The 20263-nt window shown below is 38.1% G+C and carries 18 protein-coding genes; 12 read left to right on the top strand and 6 right to left on the bottom strand.

Translation table 11 applies throughout. From position 1 onward, the window contains the following. Positions 1-46: 46 nt before the first annotated feature. The 3 genes from sodC to ACG59Z_RS15105 all read right to left on the bottom strand — a co-directional run bounded on the left by sodC (position 47) and on the right by ACG59Z_RS15105 (position 2626). Positions 47-616 carry a superoxide dismutase [Cu-Zn] SodC gene (sodC, locus tag ACG59Z_RS15115; RefSeq protein WP_396462608.1) on the bottom strand — a complete coding sequence of 190 codons (570 nt, stop codon included), beginning with the start codon at positions 614-616 and terminating at the stop codon, positions 47-49. A gap of 122 nt (positions 617-738) precedes the next feature. Then, a complete protein-coding gene (locus tag ACG59Z_RS15110; protein WP_263614696.1) occupies positions 739-1857 on the bottom strand; it encodes an AI-2E family transporter in 1119 nt (372 codons plus the stop codon). Between the two features lie 124 nt (positions 1858-1981). Next, positions 1982-2626 carry a ParA family protein gene (locus tag ACG59Z_RS15105; RefSeq protein WP_400200065.1) on the bottom strand — a complete coding sequence of 215 codons (645 nt, stop codon included), beginning with the start codon at positions 2624-2626 and terminating at the stop codon, positions 1982-1984. Between the two features lie 160 nt (positions 2627-2786). On the opposite strand from ACG59Z_RS15105, the gene ACG59Z_RS15100 reads away from it, so the two are divergent. Together ACG59Z_RS15100 and ACG59Z_RS15095 are read left to right on the top strand one after the other, a co-directional pair. Further along, positions 2787-3254, top strand: coding sequence for a Holliday junction resolvase-like protein (locus ACG59Z_RS15100; protein WP_002048811.1), 468 nt, complete (start codon positions 2787-2789; stop codon positions 3252-3254). A 139-nt stretch (positions 3255-3393) separates the two neighbouring features. After that, on the top strand, positions 3394-3966 hold the full coding sequence (locus tag ACG59Z_RS15095; RefSeq protein WP_199999870.1) for a hypothetical protein: 573 nt from the start codon (positions 3394-3396) through the stop codon (positions 3964-3966). A gap of 48 nt (positions 3967-4014) precedes the next feature. Here ACG59Z_RS15095 and ACG59Z_RS15090 read toward each other — a convergent pair whose 3' ends face one another. Then, a complete protein-coding gene (locus ACG59Z_RS15090; protein ID WP_400200062.1) occupies positions 4015-4548 on the bottom strand; it encodes a hypothetical protein in 534 nt (177 codons plus the stop codon). A 15-nt stretch (positions 4549-4563) separates the two neighbouring features. Then, positions 4564-5358 (bottom strand): class I SAM-dependent methyltransferase, encoded by a 795-nt coding sequence (locus ACG59Z_RS15085; protein WP_400200060.1) that lies wholly within the window; start codon positions 5356-5358, stop codon positions 4564-4566. Positions 5359-5485: 127 nt separating this feature from the next. Between ACG59Z_RS15085 and ACG59Z_RS15080 the strand changes: the two genes are divergently transcribed. The 8 genes from ACG59Z_RS15080 to astE all read left to right on the top strand — a co-directional run bounded on the left by ACG59Z_RS15080 (position 5486) and on the right by astE (position 17147). Further along, entirely contained in the window at positions 5486-6763 is a 1278-nt protein-coding gene (locus tag ACG59Z_RS15080) for a hypothetical protein (RefSeq protein ID WP_400200058.1), read from the top strand. A gap of 413 nt (positions 6764-7176) precedes the next feature. Beyond that, positions 7177-8610, top strand: a complete 1434-nt coding sequence (locus ACG59Z_RS15075; protein WP_311086502.1) for an amino acid permease — start codon at positions 7177-7179, stop codon at positions 8608-8610. Between the two features lie 1036 nt (positions 8611-9646). After that, positions 9647-10921, top strand: a complete 1275-nt coding sequence (locus ACG59Z_RS15070) for a Glu/Leu/Phe/Val dehydrogenase (protein WP_134262440.1) — start codon at positions 9647-9649, stop codon at positions 10919-10921. 144 nt (positions 10922-11065) lie between these two features. Beyond that, a complete protein-coding gene (locus tag ACG59Z_RS15065; protein WP_151792877.1) occupies positions 11066-12280 on the top strand; it encodes an aspartate aminotransferase family protein in 1215 nt (404 codons plus the stop codon). Between the two features lie 18 nt (positions 12281-12298). After that, the gene (gene astA / locus ACG59Z_RS15060; RefSeq protein WP_400200053.1) at positions 12299-13330 is read left to right on the top strand and encodes an arginine N-succinyltransferase; all 1032 of its coding nucleotides are present in this window, start codon (positions 12299-12301) and stop codon (positions 13328-13330) included. Further along, positions 13330-14799 carry a succinylglutamate-semialdehyde dehydrogenase gene (gene astD / locus ACG59Z_RS15055; RefSeq protein WP_400200052.1) on the top strand — a complete coding sequence of 490 codons (1470 nt, stop codon included), beginning with the start codon at positions 13330-13332 and terminating at the stop codon, positions 14797-14799. The genes astA and astD overlap by 1 nt, the downstream gene beginning before the upstream one ends. Positions 14800-14816: 17 nt before the next feature. Continuing rightward, positions 14817-16160, top strand: a complete 1344-nt coding sequence (gene astB, locus ACG59Z_RS15050; RefSeq protein ID WP_400200050.1) for an N-succinylarginine dihydrolase — start codon at positions 14817-14819, stop codon at positions 16158-16160. Positions 16161-16172: 12 nt separating this feature from the next. Beyond that, positions 16173-17147: a succinylglutamate desuccinylase gene (gene astE / locus ACG59Z_RS15045; protein ID WP_400200049.1), complete on the top strand. Its 975-nt coding sequence runs from the start codon at positions 16173-16175 to the stop codon at positions 17145-17147. Positions 17148-17204: 57 nt separating this feature from the next. Here astE and ACG59Z_RS15040 read toward each other — a convergent pair whose 3' ends face one another. Continuing rightward, entirely contained in the window at positions 17205-17933 is a 729-nt protein-coding gene (locus ACG59Z_RS15040; RefSeq protein WP_400200047.1) for a hypothetical protein, read from the bottom strand. 581 nt (positions 17934-18514) lie between these two features. Here ACG59Z_RS15040 and ACG59Z_RS15035 point away from each other — a divergent pair. Further along, positions 18515-18823, top strand: coding sequence for a hypothetical protein (locus ACG59Z_RS15035; protein WP_031945722.1), 309 nt, complete (start codon positions 18515-18517; stop codon positions 18821-18823). Positions 18824-18858: 35 nt separating this feature from the next. Then, a complete protein-coding gene (locus ACG59Z_RS15030; protein WP_311069768.1) occupies positions 18859-20190 on the top strand; it encodes a S8 family serine peptidase in 1332 nt (443 codons plus the stop codon). The last annotated feature ends 73 nt before the right edge of the window (positions 20191-20263 follow it).

The raw sequence follows: 20263 nt of genomic DNA, 5'->3' as shown, positions 1-20263 counted from the left end.
ATTGTGGATATCTTTTTAGATACCCACAATTTAAAAAAATGACAAATTATTGAATTACGCCACAGGCGATTCGTGCTCCACCACCACCTAGAGGTAGAGGAGAATCTGAATAGTTGTCCCCACCAGCATGGATCATGATAGCGCGACCTTGAATATCAGCAAGTTTTAAACGTGGTGCAATAACAGCCGTGGTAGCTACTCCATTATTATCAACAACCAATGCTGGTAAGTCGCCTAGGTGTCCTGTAGTAGGCGTACCATGATGTGGCGCTTGGTTAGGGTTATAGTGACTACCTGCAGCTAAAGCAGCACCTGGTTTTCCATCTTTAACAGCAGGGGCGCACGATGCATTTTCATGAATATGGAAACCACGAGTACCGCTTGGTAAATCTGCTAAAGCAGGGGTAATAATCAAGCCTTTATCACTGTCTTGAAAGCTAATTGTCCCGATTTTTTTACCAATCCCACTAGCTGTTACTTCATTCACATCGACTACTTTTTTGGTATGCATCGTTGTTAATGCATGAGTCGTTTCCGATACTGTTTTGCTTACCGTGCTACAACCAACTGTTAGTAAAGCTGTGAGTGCACATACTGCACTCATTTTATTTAATATTGGCATTATTAGATGTCCTTATAGATATAAATCTGATTTTTTTATTCAAGCAAAGGTGTGTAAACCCTACAAGTTAATTTAAATAGTCACTTTGTATCCTGAAACATTTTTAAATCATTGGCTTAATTTTTAGATGGTGGTAAATCATCATCCGAATCATAAATCATAGTTGTTTTTGGCATTGGTTCAGGATCAATTGTTTCATGAAGCCATTCACGCCAAATCGCTAATAAAACAGCTAAAATAACAGGGCCAATAAATAAACCAACTAAACCAAAACTCGCAATACCACCCAATACACCAAACATAATCAATAAAAACGGAATTTGGGTCGCACCAGAGATCACGAGTGGACGAATCACGTTATCTGAACTACTCACAATCAGAACACCCCATAAAACTACGCCAATGGCTTCCATGGTTTGTCCTTGAGAGAACAACCATAGACCAACGCCTAAATAGGAGACAGGGGTGCCGAAAGGAATGAGTGCTAATAAGAACGTCGCAATCGTGAGTACCATCGGATTGGGTACACCCGCTACGAAATAACTTAATCCAGCAAGGACTGCTTGAGCAATTGCAGTTAAGCCAACACCATAGACAACTGCACGCGTTGTTTCTGAAATCGTATCGAGATAATGGTGAATACGTAGGCCAATCACCATTTCTAAGGCTTTACTTACTTGAGTTAAGATATTGTGGCCATCACGATAAAAGAAGAAAAGCGTTAAAATTGCAAAACCAAGTTTGACGATATTTTTACTAATTTCATTGAGTAACACTCGCCCATAACTTAAATGGCTTTGTACCCAAGCTGCAATACTTTGAATCGTGCTGTTGGGGTCGGTGTTTATATCGTTTAGTGTTCTAGTTATTTCTTTACCAATAAAAGGAAGATTTCTAATGAAATCAGGAACACTTAAATGACCAGAAAAAACTTGGCGCTGTAAATCAAGATAAAGGTTGCGGCCTTCATGTTGTAAAATAAAAATAGCGCATATAAGGGGAACACCAACAACTAAAATGACTAAGCTAATCATGACTGTAGCATTTAAATTATTACGATTTTCTCCAAAAAAGCGCTGGATTCTTAAATAAATAGGCCAAGTCATGTAGGCAATAATAGCAGCCCAAACTACAGGTACAATAAAGTACTTCAGGATGTTAAATCCTAAAAACATCAGGATAAAAAACAGCCCAAACAATAAAACGCGCTGTAAAGTAGGAGCGTATTGATGCACGAACAAAAATTCTCAAATTTTTTAAATAGGGTGAGGCCATATTAACTGAAAAATGACCTGAGGCAAATTTTAGGCAGAAATGCTAATGTACACATTCCTGCTCAACAAAAATAAAAAGTTATTTTTAGAACCACTCAGATTTATCTTCAATCAGTTTATTTAAAAGCGGTTGCCACTGGCTTTGAATTGCAATAAAGTTTTTTTGTGGTTTATCAAACACACTCAAACCTTGCATTGCTAAGCTGCCATAAGCACTACGTTCTGCAATCCACGCAATCGGGTCATGTTCGATTTTTTCAAAAAATTGCTGAATGTCTTTTGAACTAGCGCTGTTTGGTTTAACCCGATTTGCAAGCAGTAAAATTTGTACTTTGCCTTTGCGAATACGCTTAATGTCTTGCAAATGCTTGAGAAAACGACGTGTACTATCGATATCAAAAAATGAAGGCTGAAGTGGTGTAATAATGGCATGAGCTTCGCTGACTAACTGTTCAGCATGATCGTCCGAAAGAGCACCCGGTGCATCAATAATTAGATAATCTAAATTTTTAGGCGCATCACCAATCGATTTTTCGTGACGCCAATCCAAGCTTTGAATCGCAGCTACACTTTCTGGACGTTGCTTTAACCATTGTAAAGAAGATTTTTGGTTATCAGAGTCTGCTAATGCTACTTTATATCCTTTTTGTGCCAAAGCTGTTGCCAACGTAATGGCTGTCATGGTTTTTCCGCATCCGCCCTTTTGATTTGCAATAAGTATCGTTTTCATAAATCCAATTATTTTCAGCAGCACATGTGTTTATGTTTTATACCTTAGCATCTTTTTATAAGAAGTAGATGACCACCTTTGACAAAAGTTTAAGCTACTCCGTAATTTTAGATATGATTGCTCATCTATCGCGATGATATGTATTTGTTAAGGAAAATTTATGTCCGTATGGCTGGCCATGCTTATAGGTGCTGGTATTGGTATCATTATCACTACACTCATTTTATCAAATACCCGTAATGGTCGAATTAAGGCTGAATACGAGCAATATATTGCAGAGTTAGAGCTTGAGCATCAACAGGCATTAGCGCAGGCACAAAAACGGAGTGTGAATACAAGCCGCGCCGTATTAAAAGGTAAAATGGCAGAACAATTTGCTCCGATTTTACCTGAGTTTCAATACTTGCCGAGTGATGCCAAGTTCTTGGGTGATCCGGTTGATTACGTTATTTTTGATGGCTATACCGATTTTAGAGATGGGGACGGGACTGCTGAAGATATTCAGATTATTTTGCTTGATATCAAAAGTGGGGGAGCGCGTTTGACCAAAGGGCAGCAAGCAATTGCTCAAGCAATAAAAGAAGGAAAGGTTCGTTTTGAAACCTTACGAATTGATTTTGAAGATTAACAATCTATTTAATTAGGCACAAAAATAGACGAAATTGATCTGTATTGTTACTAAATTCCGATATTTTTTTCATCGCTTAGAGCTACCATAAATTAGAGATCTACTGCATTTGATCTAGCAATATTTGAGGTATAAAGCGATGAAAAAACAACATGTAATGATAGGCTTATTGGCCTCTTTATGTATCAGCTCAGCTTTTGCTTCGACGGCATCTACTTCTGGTGAATATAATATTGCAAATGGTTTGTTACCGATTGAAAAAGATCAATCGATTTCTGTATTACAGCCATTCCAAGGCAATTTTAGAATTTTAGGTTCAAAAATTTATAAAAATGATGAACAAGCTAAGTTTTCACCGATTGATTATGCGGTAAGTTGGGGGCTGTTTGCTCAACCAGATATTGCTCGTACCATTTCAGTTAAACAATATGACCGTTATTTAAACTGGAAAATGAATAAACTTCCAGTACCGGCTGACCAAGCAATGCAGATGGTATCTAATATGCATATCATTCCTGCTAGTCCTCAGATTGCTCAGCAGATCAAACAAGTTAAACGCGGTGACTTGGTTTATCTCAAAGGTGAGTTGGTCGAAATTAAAGATAAAAATTTAGTTTGGCGATCATCTTTAACTTCAAATGATACAGGTGATGGTGCTTGTGAGTTATTCCGTGTTCAATCGATTCATTGGGTTGAAAAACAAAATATATAAATTAAAAAGCCTTCTTAATCAGAAGGCTTTTTATTGCACGTTATAAAATTAATGCTGCTGTGAGGCTTTCCAGTATTTCAACTGGTTTTGTGCTTGTAAGTAATCAGCCAGTTGATTGACCTGTTCATCTTTATTGGCTTGTTTATCACTCAAATGTTTTTCTTGGTTTTCCCAATATTGATAAAGCAAGCCTTGGATATAACGACCTTGTTCAGTTTTTAAGTCGAGGTCTTTTAACATGGTCAATGCTGAGCGCACATTATCAAGCGTACGTTTCTGTTCAAACTCTGTGGTGAGCGTACCTGCCTCATGCATTTTTTCTAGCTCAGTTTCCATTTCATCACTCATTTCAGTAAAGCGACGGTCATAGTCTTCTAATAAAGCAATGTCATGCGCATCGTCAGCAGTGGTCGCGAACTTTTTAACAGGTCTTTCATTGAGCTTTTCCATCACCTGATCGGTAGATGAATTTGTCTGATGTTGTTCGGTCTTTGCTGGCTCATCTGCTTTTTTACAAGCAGTCAATAATAGGCTAGAGCTGAGCAAAGACATTAAGATGATATGAGGCGTTTTTTTAAACATAGCTTTCAACCGAACCTATTCTCTATGATTTGACGACGTACTTTTCTGAAAGTGATATGCATATGTGACATATGGAAAATCAATCTGATCTTGTGGGCCTATCCCTGTAAAATCATAAACAATTTTTTCAAACTGAGCTTTGAGCTGTAATTGATCTTTTTCGGTCATTGCTGCAATAAAACTTGTAGAGAGTAATCTTTTACTCACCACTTGTTCGACAGTACCATGCTGTGATTGCGAAAAAGTTTCTAAGCTATCAAAAGTAAATAAATTTTGATTCTCAAAAACCTTTTTCCACTTTTCACTATGGTAACGCGGTGTATCACCTTCAAGAGGTAGCAAAAAATCTGCTAAGGCTTTTACCCAGTCTGTACGTTCATCACGTTGGTTCCAAACGAGTCCCAAATGTCCTTGTGCTTTTAATACACGATGGATTTCAGTCAGTGTTTCCATGTTGTCAAACCAATGGAAAGATTGGGCACAAATAACAGCATCAATTTGTTCATCGTTTACCGGAATAGCGTGGCTAAACGCCTGTAAAGTTTCAATATCAGAATAGGTTTGCTGAAGCTGTTGTAACATCTCGCCAATTGGCTCTACTGCAATAATATTGGCATGGGTTTGTTTTAAGTAGGGTAAGAATTTGCCAGTACCTGAGCCAAGATCAATAACAGTAGAATTTTCATGTATTTGGAGACGTTCTTGTAGCCAACTGACTATTTCTGCTGGATAATTCGGCCTAACTTGCTGATAAAGCTCCGCAGCGGAGCTGAATCCTTTTTGAGCGGCAGGATGTAAGGATTGTGTCATATTTTGCGCTTTTTAATCTGACTGGCATCTATAAAATAAGATACTCCGCAATCATAAATTGGCAAAACACCTATTTTGTTTCATTTTTGACGATGTATGTGGGAGTAAATTTTCTTTCGGTGTGAGCATGGATAAGCAAATTATTTTTGAAGACGAACACATTAGAGCCATTTTTTTACAAGGCGATTCTAATACATTAGTTCTCTCTTTTGGCGATTTGATTACCCGAGCGAGTGGCTTATCTATCAATGCTGAAAAGTCTCTAATAAAGTACCAATACAATGTTATTGGGATTATGCCAAAACAAAAATCTTGGTTTCCAAAAGCCAGTATGGTTGAAATGGCCAAAGCCATTTTGCCTATTATTCAGCGTTTTAAAAATATTGTAGGTTATGGCGGCTCAATGGGCGGCTATGCAGCAATCAAATATTCGAACCTTTTAAACATGAATCGAATCGTTGCATTTGTACCTCAATATTCAATTGACCCTGAACAGGTTGAAGATCGACGCTACGCTGAATTTTTTGATGCTGTCGCAAATAAAGACATGCAAATTCAGCAGCAAGATGTAGATGCAAGTCGTGAATATATTATTGTTTATGACCCTTACTTTTCGGTCGATCGCGAACATTACTTAAAAATAAAAGAAATATTGCCAAGTTTACATACGATTCATTTGCCTTTTACAGGGCATGAAGCTTTATCTGTATTGGCGAGTTCAAGTCTTTTACATGATTTTATTGAACATGAATTTGATGAAACGTATTTCTATCAACACGTTCGTAAAATCAAAAAACAAAGTAAATTCTATTACCGTAATGTACTTGCCAATGTGCTGACATATCATGACAGCATGTTACTGAAAATTTTACGACAAAATAATTTTCAATTAGATGAGCGTTATTTAGATAATCCGCTCAAGCAAGCCATTACACGTAGTCTTGTAAAAACAAAGCAGGCGACTGAGCAAGACTTCCAAAAACTTGGCATTAAAATTCAGTACATCCAGAAAGCCGCAAGCTATAAAAAAGGTTTGCAGACTCATTCTGGTACAGTCTTGGTATTCAATTTAATTAATTTAAAACTTGAAAGCTATGCTGTAGATGTGTTGCTCACAAATACATCATATCTGATTCCGATCGTGGCGGAGCAGACTGGAGTTGCACACATTGAATTAAATAATGAAATTTATTTGTTAGGTATGAATGACAGAAAAATTATTAAATTATTTAAACAAGGTGATGCATTAAGCTCGGATATGAGTCCATTTGTCATTAAACAATATTCTGATTTTTTTGCATTGAGCTACAAGCAATTCAATTTAGATTGTGATGAACAAGGCGTTTGTGACTACATTGAAGGTTCAGTTCAACCATCGCAACAATTTGTACTGACCAGTTATTAATTTACCTTATTGATTAAATAAAGCCCAAATCTTCAAATTTGGGCTTTATTTTTTGCTCGAAAAATATTTTTTTATTAATTTATTTGTATATGAAATTAAAAGTCATTATTTAAATAAATAGTATGATTAATTTTTAAATAAAGATAGGACTAAAAGTAGTCATGATAAATTAAGTGAAAAATTATTATATTTAAAAAATAATGGTTTTTATTTTTATATAAATTAAAGAAATAGTATGGGGTTAATTAAAATACAATTAATACTTTTATAATTATCAAGATACTGTTTTTAATTGATATTTTATTTGAGATGGGAAGGTGTGCTTAAAATAGCTTCACTATTCAAAGATAATTGCATATTTATTTTTTTCTCCTAAAATGATTTTTTACTAAATTGTCGTTACAGTTTTTTATATGCAATCATTAAATTATCGGAATAATGATGCATCGCAACATGGAAGTTCTGCACCTTTGAAACGAGCAATGAGTACTCGACATTTGGTGATGATCTCCCTTGGCGGTGCCATAGGTACAGGTCTTTTTTTAGGGTCTGGCGACGTAATTTCTCAAGCAGGCCCAATTGGCGCAATTATCTCTTATTTCTTGGGCGGTTTGATTGCCTACACCGTTATGCTCTGTCTTGGTGAGCTAGCGGTTCATGTGCCTGAGTCAGGCTCTTTTGGTGAATACGCACGACGTTATATTGGTCCAGGCACAGGGTATATGATCACCTGGCTATATTGGCTAACTTGGACTGCCACTTTAGGAACTGAATTTACTGCTGCAGCTTTACTTGTTAAGGAATGGTTTCCTACTACTTCTGTTTGGGCATGGACTTTATTTTTTGGTGGTCTCGTCTTTTTCCTCAATATCAGTTCAACGCGTTTGTTTGCTGAATCTGAGTTCTGGCTTGCGCTGATTAAAGTTATAACAATTATTGTCTTTATTACTTTGGGGTTGTTGGCAATTTTTGGTTTTATTCCTTATCACGGGCATGAAACAGCACCATTGTTTAGTAATTTAACGGCTCAAGGTTGGTTCCCGCACGGATTATTTCCAATTTTTACAACCATGCTCATTGTGAATTTTGCCTTCTCTGGTACTGAGCTTATTGGTGTGGCTGCAGGTGAAGCAGAAGAGCCAGCGAAGACTGTTCCTAAAGCAATTAATGCAGCAATTTGGCGTTTGCTTATATTTTTTGTAGGAACAATTGTTGTTATTTGCTCTTTGCTACCATTCCATCTTGCAGGTCTTAATGCAAATGATGTGAGCAGTAGTCCATTTGTGACGGTATTTAACTATATTGGTATTCCATATGCAGAAGACATTATCCGTTTCGTAATTATTACGGCTCTACTTTCTGCTGCTAACTCTGGTTTGTTTGCTGCTTCACGTATGATGTGGTCGCTTTCAGCAAAAAATCAATTACCTAAAATTTTCGCTAAACTCACACCATCAGGAACACCTATTGTTGCCATTATTGTGACCATGTTTGGTGCTATTCCTGGGTTACTTTCAGAACAATTTGCCCCAGAAACAATTTTCAAAAATTTACTAGGTGTTGCTGCTTTTACAATGGTGGTGGTCTGGATCGCAATTTGCGTTTCACAATTTAATTTCCGTAGACAATGGTATAAAGCAGGTAAAACAGCAAAAGATTTACGTTTCGCTGCACCACTTTTCCCTCTTACTCCAATTGTAGGTGGGCTATTCTGTATTGTTACCTGTGTCAGTATGGTGTTTGATCCCTCTATGCAGGTTGGCTTTATCTGCTGCATTATTTTTATCTTGCTGTGCTATGTGAGCTATTTTGTTTTTTATCGTAAGAAAGAGATTGCTCCGAACTAAGCCATTTCTTAGCTAATTTTGTTGATTAAAGGTCCTTTATGGGGCCTTTTTTTATGGTGATAAATTAAGCTTGGGAGAGGGGCGTTATATATTTTTTTTAAAAATGTTTTTTTTATTTTAATAATTAAATCAAATAATGATTCATAAATTAACCATTTGTCGGAATGGTATTAATAGCTAATTATTATAAGTTTTTAAATAAGTACATGTTTAACATGATTATTTAATAGTAAGGAGTTTTTTATATTTTTATTTTTGTTTTAAATTGGACCGTGCAAAAAAAATATTATGAAATTTTCTAAATTTTTCTCAGGTTTTTTGAAATTTTTTGTTAATTAAGTTGTTGTTATTAAATGGTAATTTTTTAACCATTTTTATTTTTAATATTTTTTTAATTTCCATAAAATAAAATTATTATGGCTTAAGGTTTTTTTAGGCTCAGTTACTTTTTTATTATAAAATTTAGAGAAAATTGATTATTTTTTCTCTGCTTGTTTATTTTAAAATGTTCTAAATTACCTTGCGCTGTGCTATATTTACTTAAAGATTTTATGTCTATATGAAAGCATGATTAACCAGCTTGAGTAGTGACGTGAAGCTTGCAGTATTAGTGAACAATTTTTATTTAAAAAGACTAATGGAGGGATCTATCGATTAGTCAAAAATAATTTTATGGACTTATGGTTTTTTCGTTTTATGAACCCTAGTTCTTTTTAACTCCCAAACGGTTATATCACCTCTTTTGTACTTATTTACGATCGACTTGTTTGAGTTGATTGCGGTGGAACTTTTGCTTTTATAAAGACGTTTTTATAAACAGCAGATGAGGCAAAAGAAAGATTGTAAAAGATATCGATATATAAAAGTAAATCGTACTTTTGATATCACAAGATGGAATTTAAAAGGTCTGAAGCTTTAGAAGAGCTGAAGATTTTATAAATAAATCAAGACATTGTTATTGCAAGGTTTTGGTTGCTGAATAATAAAGACTGCGGATTTATCACATCTGAGTCTGTATAGGTAAATAGGAAAAAAGATGTCAGATCTTTCATACGTAAACGAACACAGCGATGCATGGCAAACTTACTTGGCACAAATTGACCGTGTTGCTCCGTACTTAGACCACTTAGCTGAGTTTATCGACACTTTAAAACGTCCAAAGCGTGCGCTTATTGTTGACGTGCCAATCGTGATGGATGACGGTTCTATTCAGCACTTTGAAGGCTACCGTGTACAACACAACTTGTCTCGTGGTCCTGGTAAAGGTGGTGTACGTTACCATCCAAACGTTGATTTAAATGAAGTGATGGCGTTATCTGCATGGATGACAATTAAAACTGCTGTTTTGAACTTACCATTTGGTGGTGCAAAAGGTGGTATCCGTGTTGACCCACGTAAACTTTCAAATCGTGAATTAGAGCGTTTAACTCGCCGTTATACGACTGAAATTGGTCACATTATCGGACCTCAGAAAGATATTCCTGCTCCAGACGTTGGTACAAATGCCAATATCATGGGTTGGATGATGGATACTTACTCTACAAGCCAAGGTTATACAGTAACTGGTGTTGTAACTGGTAAGCCAGTTCACTTAGGTGGTTCTTTAGGTCGTGTGAAAGCGACTGGTCGCGGTGTATTCGTTACAGGTCGCGAAGTAGCTGCAAAAATCAATTTACCAATTGAAGGCGCGAAAATCGCTGTTCAAGGTTTTGGTAACGTAGGTAGTGAAGCTGCTTTCTTGTTTGTTGAATCAAAAGCAAAAATCACTCACGTTCAAGATCACACTGGCACAATTTTCAATGCTGACGGTATTGATCTTGTTGCATTACGTGAACACGTAAATGCAAACCAAGGTGGTGTTGGTGGTTTCGCTGGCGCGCAAGCAATTGCTGATGAAGATTTCTGGACTGCAGATGTAGACATCATTATTCCTGCTGCGTTAGAAGGTCAAATCACAGTTGAACGTGCTGAAAAAATTAAAGCTAAGTTGATTTTAGAAGGCGCGAACGGCCCGACTTATCCTAAAGCTGAAGATATTTTAGTTGAGCGTGGCATTGTTGTGGTTCCTGACGTGGTATGTAACGCCGGCGGTGTAACTGTAAGTTACTTCGAATGGGTTCAAGACATGGCGAGCTACTTCTGGACCGAAGAAGAAATCAACGAGCGTTTAGACAAGTTGATGGTTCAAGCTATGCATGACGTTTGGAATACAGCAAACAGCAATGCTTGTACTTTACGTACAGCAGCTTACATCTTGGCATGTGAGCGTATCTTAAAAGCTCGTAAAGAACGCGGTATTTTCCCAGGCTAATCTGAGGAAATTACCTTTTTAGGAAAAGTGGGCTGAGCAAATATAAAGGATGTATAGGGTTATTTGTTCAGTCCCTTTTTCTAAATAAATTAAATGAAAGACAGTAAGACAGATTAAATAAATTAAATAGATACTGAGGTAAGCATGGAACAGCCAATTTCTGTAACTCGAAGCAACTTTAATGACTGGATGGTTCCAGTTTTTGCACCGGCAAATTTCATTCCGGTACGTGGCGAAGGTTCACGTATTTGGGATCAAGAAAATAAAGAATATATCGATTTTGCAGGCGGGATTGCAGTAAACGCATTAGGTCATGCGCATCCAGTGGCAGTAAATGCATTAACAGAACAAGCAACAAAACTTTGGCATGTAGGTAACGGTTATACCAATGAACCTGTTCTACGCCTTGCTAAACAACTCACTGAAAATACATTTGCAGACAAAGTATTCTTCTGTAACTCAGGTGCAGAAGCAAATGAAGCAGCATTAAAGCTTGCTCGTAAAGTTGGACTCGACAGCGGTGTCGCAGGTAAAAGCGGTATTGTGGCATTTAATAATGCTTTCCACGGCCGTACCTTATTTACCGTTTCAGCAGGTGGTCAACCTAAATATTCACAAGACTTTGCACCACTTCCAAACGGCATTAGCCACGTTGCTTACAATGATTTAGAAGCTGCCAAAGCAGTCATTAATGAACAAACCTGTGCCGTGATTGTAGAGCCTGTACAAGGTGAGGGTGGGGTAATTCCTGCTGACATCGAATTTTTAAAAGGTTTACGTGCACTATGTGATGAGTTCGGTGCCTTACTTATTTTTGATGAAGTACAAACAGGTGTAGGCCGTACAGGTTCACTTTATGCCTACATGAACTATGGTGTTACACCAGATGTGTTAACCACTGCAAAAGCATTGGGTGGTGGTTTCCCAGTCGGTGCAATGTTAACAACTGATAAATTTGCACCGCATTTCTCAGTGGGTACACACGGTACAACTTATGGTGGTAACCCGTTAGCAAGTGCGGTTGCTGGTGCTGTATTCGAGTTTATTAATACGCCAGAAGTACTTGAAGGTGTAAAACACCGTCATCAATATTTCCTTGATGCATTAAATACTTTAAATGCTGAATATCAAGTTTTTGATGAAATTCGTGGGCAAGGTTTATTGATTGGCTGTGTATTAAAAGCTGAATATGCAGGTAAAGCAAAAGACATTACAACTTGGGCAGGCGAAGAAGGACTACTCGCTTTAATTGCAGGACCAAATGTGGTTCGTTTTACTCCTTCTCTGATTATTCCTGAACAAGATATTGATGAAGGAATTGCTCGTTTAAAAAGAGCTTTGGCAAAGTTGGCTAAATAAAAAAAAGGAAAGCTAGCCATGATGATTGTCCGTCATGCCGAGTTTCGAGACCTTGAAGATATTTATAAATTAGCAGGTAAGTCAGGTGTTGGCCTGACTTCCTTGCCACAAAATATGGATACGCTTTCGGCTCGAATTTCACGTACTCGCAATACTTTAAATGGTAATGTTCATAAGAGCGAACAAGGTTATTTGTTTGTTCTTGAAGATACAGAAGCTCAACGTGTTATTGGGGTGAGTGCAATTGAAGTTGCTGTAGGTTTAATCGAACCTTGGTACAACTTTCATGTGGGAACACAAGTACACGCTTCAAAAGCATTAAATGTCTATAAAGCATTACCTACTCTATTTTTAAGTAATGACAGAACAGGAAGCAGTGAGCTCTGTACATTATTTTTAGATCCGGAACGTCGTGAAAACCAAAACGGTAAATTCTTATCAAAAATCCGTTTTATGTTTATCGCAGCATTTAAGCAATATTTTGAGAAAAAACTCATTGCTGAAATGCGAGGTTTCTCTGATGAAAATGGATGCTCGCCTTTCTGGGATGCGATTGGCCACCATTTCTTCAATATGGATTTCTCAACTGCAGACTATTTAAGTGGAATTGGTCAAAAAGTTTTTATTGCGGAACTTATGCCACGGTTTCCAGTTTATGTAGACCTTTTACCAAAGGCTGCACAAGAAGTGATTGGAAAAATGCATCCACATACTTTGCCTGCTTATCATGTGCTTGAGTCAGAAGGCTTACGTTATCAAGGATATGTCGATATTTTTGATGCGGGTCCAACCATTGAAGCCAATATTGATGAGTTGCGCGCAGTTAAAGAAAGTCAATTTTTAACAGTCAAAATTACAAATGAAACAACAGTAGGTAAAACACAATACCTTGTTGCCAATGATAATTATCACGACTATCGAGCTATGTTAATGAAGCTTGATCTCGTAGATAGCACTCTAAATTTAACCCATGAACAAGCTGAAAAACTCGGCGTACAAGATGGTCACGCTGTTCGTGTGTTATCACTAAATCCTATGGAAGTATCCTGATGTCAAACTCTTTATTTATAAACGGTGTCTGGTTACAAGGCAGCGGTACAACATTTGTAAAAACAAATCCGGTTGATAACCAAACTGTATGGTCTGGTACTGAAGCTACAGCTAGTGATGTTGAGAAAGCTTGCCAAGCGGCACGTACAGCATTTCCTGCATGGGCACGTTTACCTTTTGCTGAGCGCGTAGCGATTGTAGAAAAGTTTGCAAAGCTGCTTGAAGAAAATAAAAAACATTTAGCAGAAGTCATTAGCCAAGAAACCAGTAAACCTTTTTGGGAAACCTTAACTGAAGTTCAGTCAATGATTGGCAAAGTTGCGATTTCGATTCGTGCTTATCACCAACGTACCGGTGAAAGCTCAACTGAAATGGCAGATGGTGTAGCATCGTTACGTCACCGTCCACATGGTGTACTTGCAGTTTTTGGTCCATATAACTTCCCGGGCCATTTGCCAAATGGACATATTGTTCCTGCATTGCTTGCGGGCAATACAGTTGTATTTAAACCAAGTGAATTAACGCCTTGGACTGCTGAAGAAACTGTAAAACTTTGGCAACAAGCAGGTTTGCCAAATGGCGTAATGAACTTAGTTCAAGGTGGCCGTACTACTGGTGAAGCTTTGGCAGCTTCCCATGAAATTGATGGTCTATTGTTTACCGGAAGTGCAAATACGGGTTACCACTTACATAAGCAAATGGCGGGTGCGCCTGAGAAAATTCTTGCGCTTGAAATGGGTGGTAATAACGCATTGATTATCGATGAAATTGAAGACATTGATGCTGTAGTTAACCTTACTATTCAATCTGCATTTGTTTCGGCAGGGCAGCGTTGTACATGTGCGCGCCGTATCTTGGTAAAAAATGGTGCGCAAGGCGATGCATTTATTCAACGTTTTGTTGAGGTTGCTAAAAACTTAAAAGTTGGTCGTTGGAACGATGAGCAACAACCATTTATGGGCGGCGTAATTTCATCGGCTGCTGCAACAAACATGATGAATGCTCAGCAAAAGTTGCTTGAGCTTGGTGCAAAAAGTTTGTTGCCAATGACACGTCCTCAAGAAGACAGCTCATTACTTACTCCAGGCATTATTGACGTAACAGGTGTAGCGGGTATTCCAGATGAAGAATATTTCGGTCCGCTTACCACTATTCAGCGTTATGACAGTTTTGATGAAGCATTAAAAATTGCCAATGCAACTCGTTTCGGCTTGTCAGTTGGATTAGTTTCTCCAAAACGTGAATTGTTTGATGACTTACTCATTGAAGCACGTGCCGGGATTGTAAACTGGAACAAACCATTAACAGGAGCATCGAGTGCAGCACCATTTGGTGGTGTCGGAGCTTCAGGTAATCACCGTGCAAGTGCATTTTATGCTGCTGACTACTGTGCTTGGCCAATGGCTTCACTTGAAAGTGAAAGCTTAAGTTTGCCAGAAAAATTATCTCCAGGGATTGTGTTGCCTTAACACTAGGGAAAGAAAAAATGAAAGGATATGAAGTAAATTTTGATGGTTTAGTGGGACCAACACATCACTATGCGGGTTTGTCTTTTGGTAATGAAGCATCAACCAAAAACCGTAATAACACCTCGAATCCAAAATTAGCAGCGAAACAAGGCTTATTAAAAATGAAAGCCTTGGCTGATATGGGAATGAAACAAGGTGTGCTTGCTCCACATGAACGTCCCCATGTTCCAATGTTACGCCGTTTAGGTTTTACTGGAGATGACATTAGCGTTGTTGCTCAAGCAATGCGTTATTCACCAGAGCTATTGTCATCTTTAAGTTCAGCTTCTCCAATGTGGACTGCAAATGCGGCAACAGTTTCACCTTCGGCAGATAGCCAAGATGAGCGCGTGCATTTTACAGCAGCGAACCTGAACAATAAGTTTCACCGTTCAATTGAAGCTGAAACAACGAGCCAAGTTTTACAAGCTATCTTTAAAAATGAACGTCACTTTGTACACCACGAAGCTTTACCGCAAGTGGCTTTGTTCGGTGATGAAGGGGCAGCAAATCACAATCGTTTAGGTGGTGATTATGCTAAGCGCGGTATTCAGGTGTTTGTTTATGGTCAACAACATTTAAATAATGGCTTACCGGGACCAAAGCGCTATCCAGCACGTCAAACGCGCGAGGCAAGTGAAGCTATTGCACGTTTGCACCGTTTAGATGATGCTCATACCGTTTTTGTTCAACAAAATCCTGATGTAATTGATCAGGGTGTATTCCATAACGATGTGATTGCGGTAAGTAACCAACAGGTTTTATTTCATCATCAACACGCTTTCTTAAATCAAGATCAGGCTTTTGCTGAAATTCGTCAAAAAATGGCAAGCATTGGTGAAGATTTTATTTCGATTGAAGTGCCTGAAAACCGCGTTACTGTAGACGATGCTGTTGCTACTTATTTATTTAATAGCCAAATTTTGACTCGTCCTGATGGTGGTATGACTATTGTTGTACCGGAAGAGTCTCGCCAAAATGCTGCAGTGTGGAGCTATTTGAACGATATGATTCAAATGGGTACACCAATTGATGCTATTCAGGTATATGACTTACGTGAAAGTATGCGTAATGGTGGTGGACCAGCATGTTTACGCTTGCGTGTAGCTTTAAACGAAACTGAATTAAATGCTGTAAATCCAAAAGTCCTCATGAATGATCAGTTGTTTGGCACACTCAATCAATGGGTAGATAAACACTATCGTGATCGTTTAGCTCAAGAAGATTTGGCAGATCCGCATTTGCTTATGGAAAGCCGTATGGCGCTTGATGAACTCACCAAAATTTTAGGTTTGGGTTCGGTTTATCCTTTCCAAAAATAATGAGGAGGTGACATGCAAGATTTTCTAGCATTAACCTTACAAGGTGAGCAACCTACAGTACGCGAGGGAAAACAAGAAAATTTTTCTTGGCGTTGGTTAGGTGAGGGACTTCTTGAATGTACGCCACATACACAGTACGACAAAGCTGTCGTACTGTCAGCTGGGGTACATGGTAATGAAACAGCACCAATTGAATTGTTGTCTCAACTTTGCACCGATTTATTTGCTGGACGTTTAAGCCTTGCTGTGAGGTTGCTGCTTGTGTTGGGTAACCCTTATGCAATGCGTCAAGGTAAGCGTTATGTGCATGATGATGTAAACCGAATGTTTTGTGGTGGATATAAAACTCTACCCGTGACTGAGGAATCTAAGCGAGCTGAGGTTTTGGAACACGCAGTTGCCACTTTCTTTCAGGAAAGTGCGAGTGATGCTAAGCGCTATCACTATGATTTGCATACGGCAATTCGGGCTTCATTATTACCAACCTTTGCTTTATTGCCTTATCAAACCCATGACTACGATGCTGATTTGATAGCAAGTCTTGATGCTGCTGATTTAGATGCTTTGGTTTATCACCGCGCTGCAGGTAAAACCTTCACACATTTTACCAGTGAGAGCTTTAAAGCTGCGAGTGCCACCTTGGAGTTGGGTAAAGCCTTGCCATTTGGACAAAATGACTTGAGCCAGTTTGCTGCAATTGATGAAGTCATTCGTCATGTGGTTTCTGAACAAGCTTTACCGATGCGGCATAAATCGAAAATTCGAGTGTTTCAGGTATCTGACTCTTTAATTAAAAAAGATGAGGATTTCCAAATGAACTTATCGGCTGAGGCTCCGAACTTTTCGACATTTACCCAAGGTGAAATCATTGCGATGCAACCTTCGGGTAATTATGTAGTTGAGCAAGAGCAGGTCTGGATTTTATTTCCAAACCCAAATGTGAAGATCGGTTTACGTGCAGGCTTGGTTTTAACTGAAACACGCTAAATAACTTTTAGATCAATAAAAAAGGGCAATAAATTGCCCTTTTTTATTTATAACTGATTAGTTAGTACCGAGAAGACCTTTAACGAAAGATTTCTTTTCAGTTTTTTGTGTAGAACCTTGAGCACCTGCATTTACGTTTGCACTAATTCCAACTGGAGCAACATTAACACCAACGTTTACACCTGTTTGAGCGTTAACTGCATGAGCTGGTTGAGCTGCATTTAATTGTGCTTGAGCATCAGCTTTAGTGCCAGCAACAAATTCTTTTTGCTCTGCTTGGTTTTGAGCTACGCGGGCTTTAACTGCATCTACACGTGCTTGAGCATCAGCTTGTTTTTCAGCAGTAAATTCTTTTTGGTCGGCTTGTTTTTCTGCAACTTTAGTTTTTACTGCATCAAGATGCGCTTTTGTATCAGCTTTAGCTTCAACTGCTAAGTTTTTAGTACCCGTTGCGGCTTTAGTCGCTAAATTTTTTGTTCCTGTTGCTGCTTCAGTAGCAAAATGTTTAGTGCCTGTTACAGCATCAGAAGAAAGTTCAGTCACTTTACCTGTTGTTTTTTTAGTTGCTTTAACTGTAGTGTCAGCCGCTACATGACCAGCATGTTTTGCAGTATGGCCTACAGTGTGAGCAGTATTTTTGACTGTATTGGCTACGCCACTAACAAGCCCACCTGGTTGTACATTAACTTGGGCAGAGGCACCTGCATTAACGCCCGGACTTTGTGCAAAAATAGAGGCAGAAGCAAGAACACTTGCAGTCACGATAGCTGTTTTCATCATTTTCATTGCGATATCCTTCAAAGAATATACCCTTTAGTGAGGTATTTCATAAACGCAATCGCATCATAGTCAAACCTTGATTCGCTTGGGAATCATCTTCATCAAAACGTTACAACAGCATTACAGTCAATAAACACATAAGGGAGAAATTGTGGAGAAAGAAAAATATTAATAATAAAGTGAAATAGATATCGATATTTTATGATTTAAAACCAGCAAAATATTTCCTCTCTTTTTGTTCTCTGAAATAAAAACAATTAAAAGCATTCAACATAACCATTTTTCTATATCTCTAAAGATGATTCTTTTTTCATTTTTTATTGGAGTTAACGGCATAGTTATTGCTTATTATGAGAATAGGGTGCTTTTTGGCGCTTTTTTGAACCATATTCTGCCAGAAATATAAACGCACAGGGCAGAACTGTATTTTTGCTTATTCGGGAAAAGGTGTTTTCGCTTTTCTCATGTTTATATATTTCAAGAAATAGAAATTTCACATGAAATATATCTAAAGAAATAGCGCCTTATTTCGAATAAGCAAAAATAAATATAGATGTCTATAAACAAAAAAACAGAGATCTTAAATGATGAAAATTATTGCTTCCCTTTTCATATTGGTCGGCTTAGTCGCCGTTGTTCTTTATTTTAAGCCAACAAGCGGTGCATCTGAGGTGTTCAATTCTGCTTTACATAAGCCGAATTCATCACAACCAGACACTTCATCTTTACTTTCTAAACTTAAGGAGCCTGCTCAACCGAAAAACGTATCTTTAAATTCAACTCAACCCAGCCCAGTATCAGCAGATACTGTTCCTTTTTATGACACAAAAAGTGATCTTTCTATTCAACCGATTGATCCAGAAAAAGATCCAGCAAATGAAATAAAAGCGAAATAAGTAAATTGTTAGTCGAAAGACTACGGAGAAAAATAATGCAAAGTAAAACGTTATTTCTATTAGGTCTATGTACGATCTTAAGTACGACTGCATCTGCTCTTCCTTTGGACTCTAAAGGTGCTAAACAGCAGTTAAATCAGGCAGCAAAACAAAAAGTATTTCAGGGTAAAATTGATTTAGATGCTTTGGTCACTAATGATTCTAATGACCTTATCGTTGAATACAATATCCCTTCGGAAAGTGTAGCTTCAGGTCTGGAACGGCGGAGTTATATTGCTGCAAATAAAAAGAATATACAGTCGAGGTTTAATCGTGGTGTAGGGGTACAAGTACTTCGAGACTACAATAATTTGCCTTTAGCTTTTTATCGAATTAGTAATAGAGAAGCTTTAGTTGATTTACTTAATGATCCAAATGTTAAAGCAGTTTATCCAAACCGAATCAATCAGCCTACGACGATGGAAAGTCTGCCTTTAATTAATCAGCCTCAGGCCAATACTAAAGGTTTTAATGGAACCGGTTCGAGTGTTGCTGTGCTGGATACAGGGGTAAATTATTTGCATTCGGATTTTGGCTGTACGGCGGTGAATACACCTTCAAGTACATGTCGTGTCGTTTATTCATTTGATAGTGCTCCAGATGATGGCTCACTTGACGATAATGGTCATGGTAGCAATGTTTCAGCGATTGTGTCTAAAGTTGCTACCAAAACAAAAATTATTGGAATAGACGTTTTTCGATCAGGTTCAGCTTATGATAGTGATATCATTGCGGGCATTAACTGGGCAGTAAATAACGCTAAAACATACAATATTAAAGCGATAAATTTGAGCCTTGGTGTTCCTGGTGTTAAATACAAATCTGAATGTAGTAATAGTAGTTATGGAACAGCATTTGCAAATGCGCGAGCTGCTGGAGTAGTCCCAGTAGTTGCAACTGGTAATGATGCATTCCCTGATGGTATTTCTTCACCTGCTTGTGTTGCTGGAGCGGTAAGAGTAGGTGCTGTATATGACAGTAATATTGGTGGTGTGTCATGGGGGAACCCAGTGAAATGTTCTGACCCAACCACGGCAGCGGACAAGGTGGCATGCTTTAGTAATGGGGGCAGCCTTGTGACTTTATTGGCACCAGGAGCAATGATTACTGCGGGTGGCTATACCATGGGAGGCACTTCTCAGGCGACACCACATGTGGCTGGCGCAATTGCATTATTAAGAGCAAACAGTGTTACACCAACTGAAACTATCGATCAGACCATTAACCGTTTAAAAACCACGGGTAAACCTATTACTGACTCAAGAACGGGCTTAGTTTTCCCACGTATTGATTTACTGGCGGCAACCAATGGTTTAACCGTTAATTAAATAGCATATTTATAATTTTTTATTAGGTCCAAGAAATTTAAAATGGCTATGGCTCGTTGCAAAAGATTACTTC

Source organism: Acinetobacter sp. ABJ_C1_1 (genome assembly GCF_044684115.1).
Taxonomy (GTDB): Bacteria; Pseudomonadota; Gammaproteobacteria; order Pseudomonadales; family Moraxellaceae; genus Acinetobacter; species Acinetobacter nosocomialis_A.
Note: the sequence above shows the minus strand (reverse complement) of the source record. Positions and strands in the feature narration are given on the sequence as shown.

What these genes read in the sequence shown, in the direction of transcription:
- ACG59Z_RS15105 (WP_400200065.1), bottom strand. Translation starts at nt 2,626, where the DNA reads ATGAAAACGATACTTATTGCAAATCAAAAGGGCGGATGCGGAAAAACC.
- ACG59Z_RS15100 (WP_002048811.1), top strand. Translation starts at nt 2,787, where the DNA reads ATGTCCGTATGGCTGGCCATGCTTATAGGTGCTGGTATTGGTATCATT.
- ACG59Z_RS15095 (WP_199999870.1), top strand. Translation starts at nt 3,394, where the DNA reads ATGAAAAAACAACATGTAATGATAGGCTTATTGGCCTCTTTATGTATC.
- ACG59Z_RS15090 (WP_400200062.1), bottom strand. Translation starts at nt 4,548, where the DNA reads ATGTTTAAAAAAACGCCTCATATCATCTTAATGTCTTTGCTCAGCTCT.
- ACG59Z_RS15085 (WP_400200060.1), bottom strand. Translation starts at nt 5,358, where the DNA reads ATGACACAATCCTTACATCCTGCCGCTCAAAAAGGATTCAGCTCCGCT.
- ACG59Z_RS15080 (WP_400200058.1), top strand. Translation starts at nt 5,486, where the DNA reads ATGGATAAGCAAATTATTTTTGAAGACGAACACATTAGAGCCATTTTT.
- ACG59Z_RS15075 (WP_311086502.1), top strand. Translation starts at nt 7,177, where the DNA reads ATGCAATCATTAAATTATCGGAATAATGATGCATCGCAACATGGAAGT.
- ACG59Z_RS15070 (WP_134262440.1), top strand. Translation starts at nt 9,647, where the DNA reads ATGTCAGATCTTTCATACGTAAACGAACACAGCGATGCATGGCAAACT.
- ACG59Z_RS15065 (WP_151792877.1), top strand. Translation starts at nt 11,066, where the DNA reads ATGGAACAGCCAATTTCTGTAACTCGAAGCAACTTTAATGACTGGATG.
- astA (WP_400200053.1), top strand. Translation starts at nt 12,299, where the DNA reads ATGATGATTGTCCGTCATGCCGAGTTTCGAGACCTTGAAGATATTTAT.
- astD (WP_400200052.1), top strand. Translation starts at nt 13,330, where the DNA reads ATGTCAAACTCTTTATTTATAAACGGTGTCTGGTTACAAGGCAGCGGT.
- astB (WP_400200050.1), top strand. Translation starts at nt 14,817, where the DNA reads ATGAAAGGATATGAAGTAAATTTTGATGGTTTAGTGGGACCAACACAT.
- astE (WP_400200049.1), top strand. Translation starts at nt 16,173, where the DNA reads ATGCAAGATTTTCTAGCATTAACCTTACAAGGTGAGCAACCTACAGTA.
- ACG59Z_RS15040 (WP_400200047.1), bottom strand. Translation starts at nt 17,933, where the DNA reads ATGAAAATGATGAAAACAGCTATCGTGACTGCAAGTGTTCTTGCTTCT.
- ACG59Z_RS15035 (WP_031945722.1), top strand. Translation starts at nt 18,515, where the DNA reads ATGAAAATTATTGCTTCCCTTTTCATATTGGTCGGCTTAGTCGCCGTT.
- ACG59Z_RS15030 (WP_311069768.1), top strand. Translation starts at nt 18,859, where the DNA reads ATGCAAAGTAAAACGTTATTTCTATTAGGTCTATGTACGATCTTAAGT.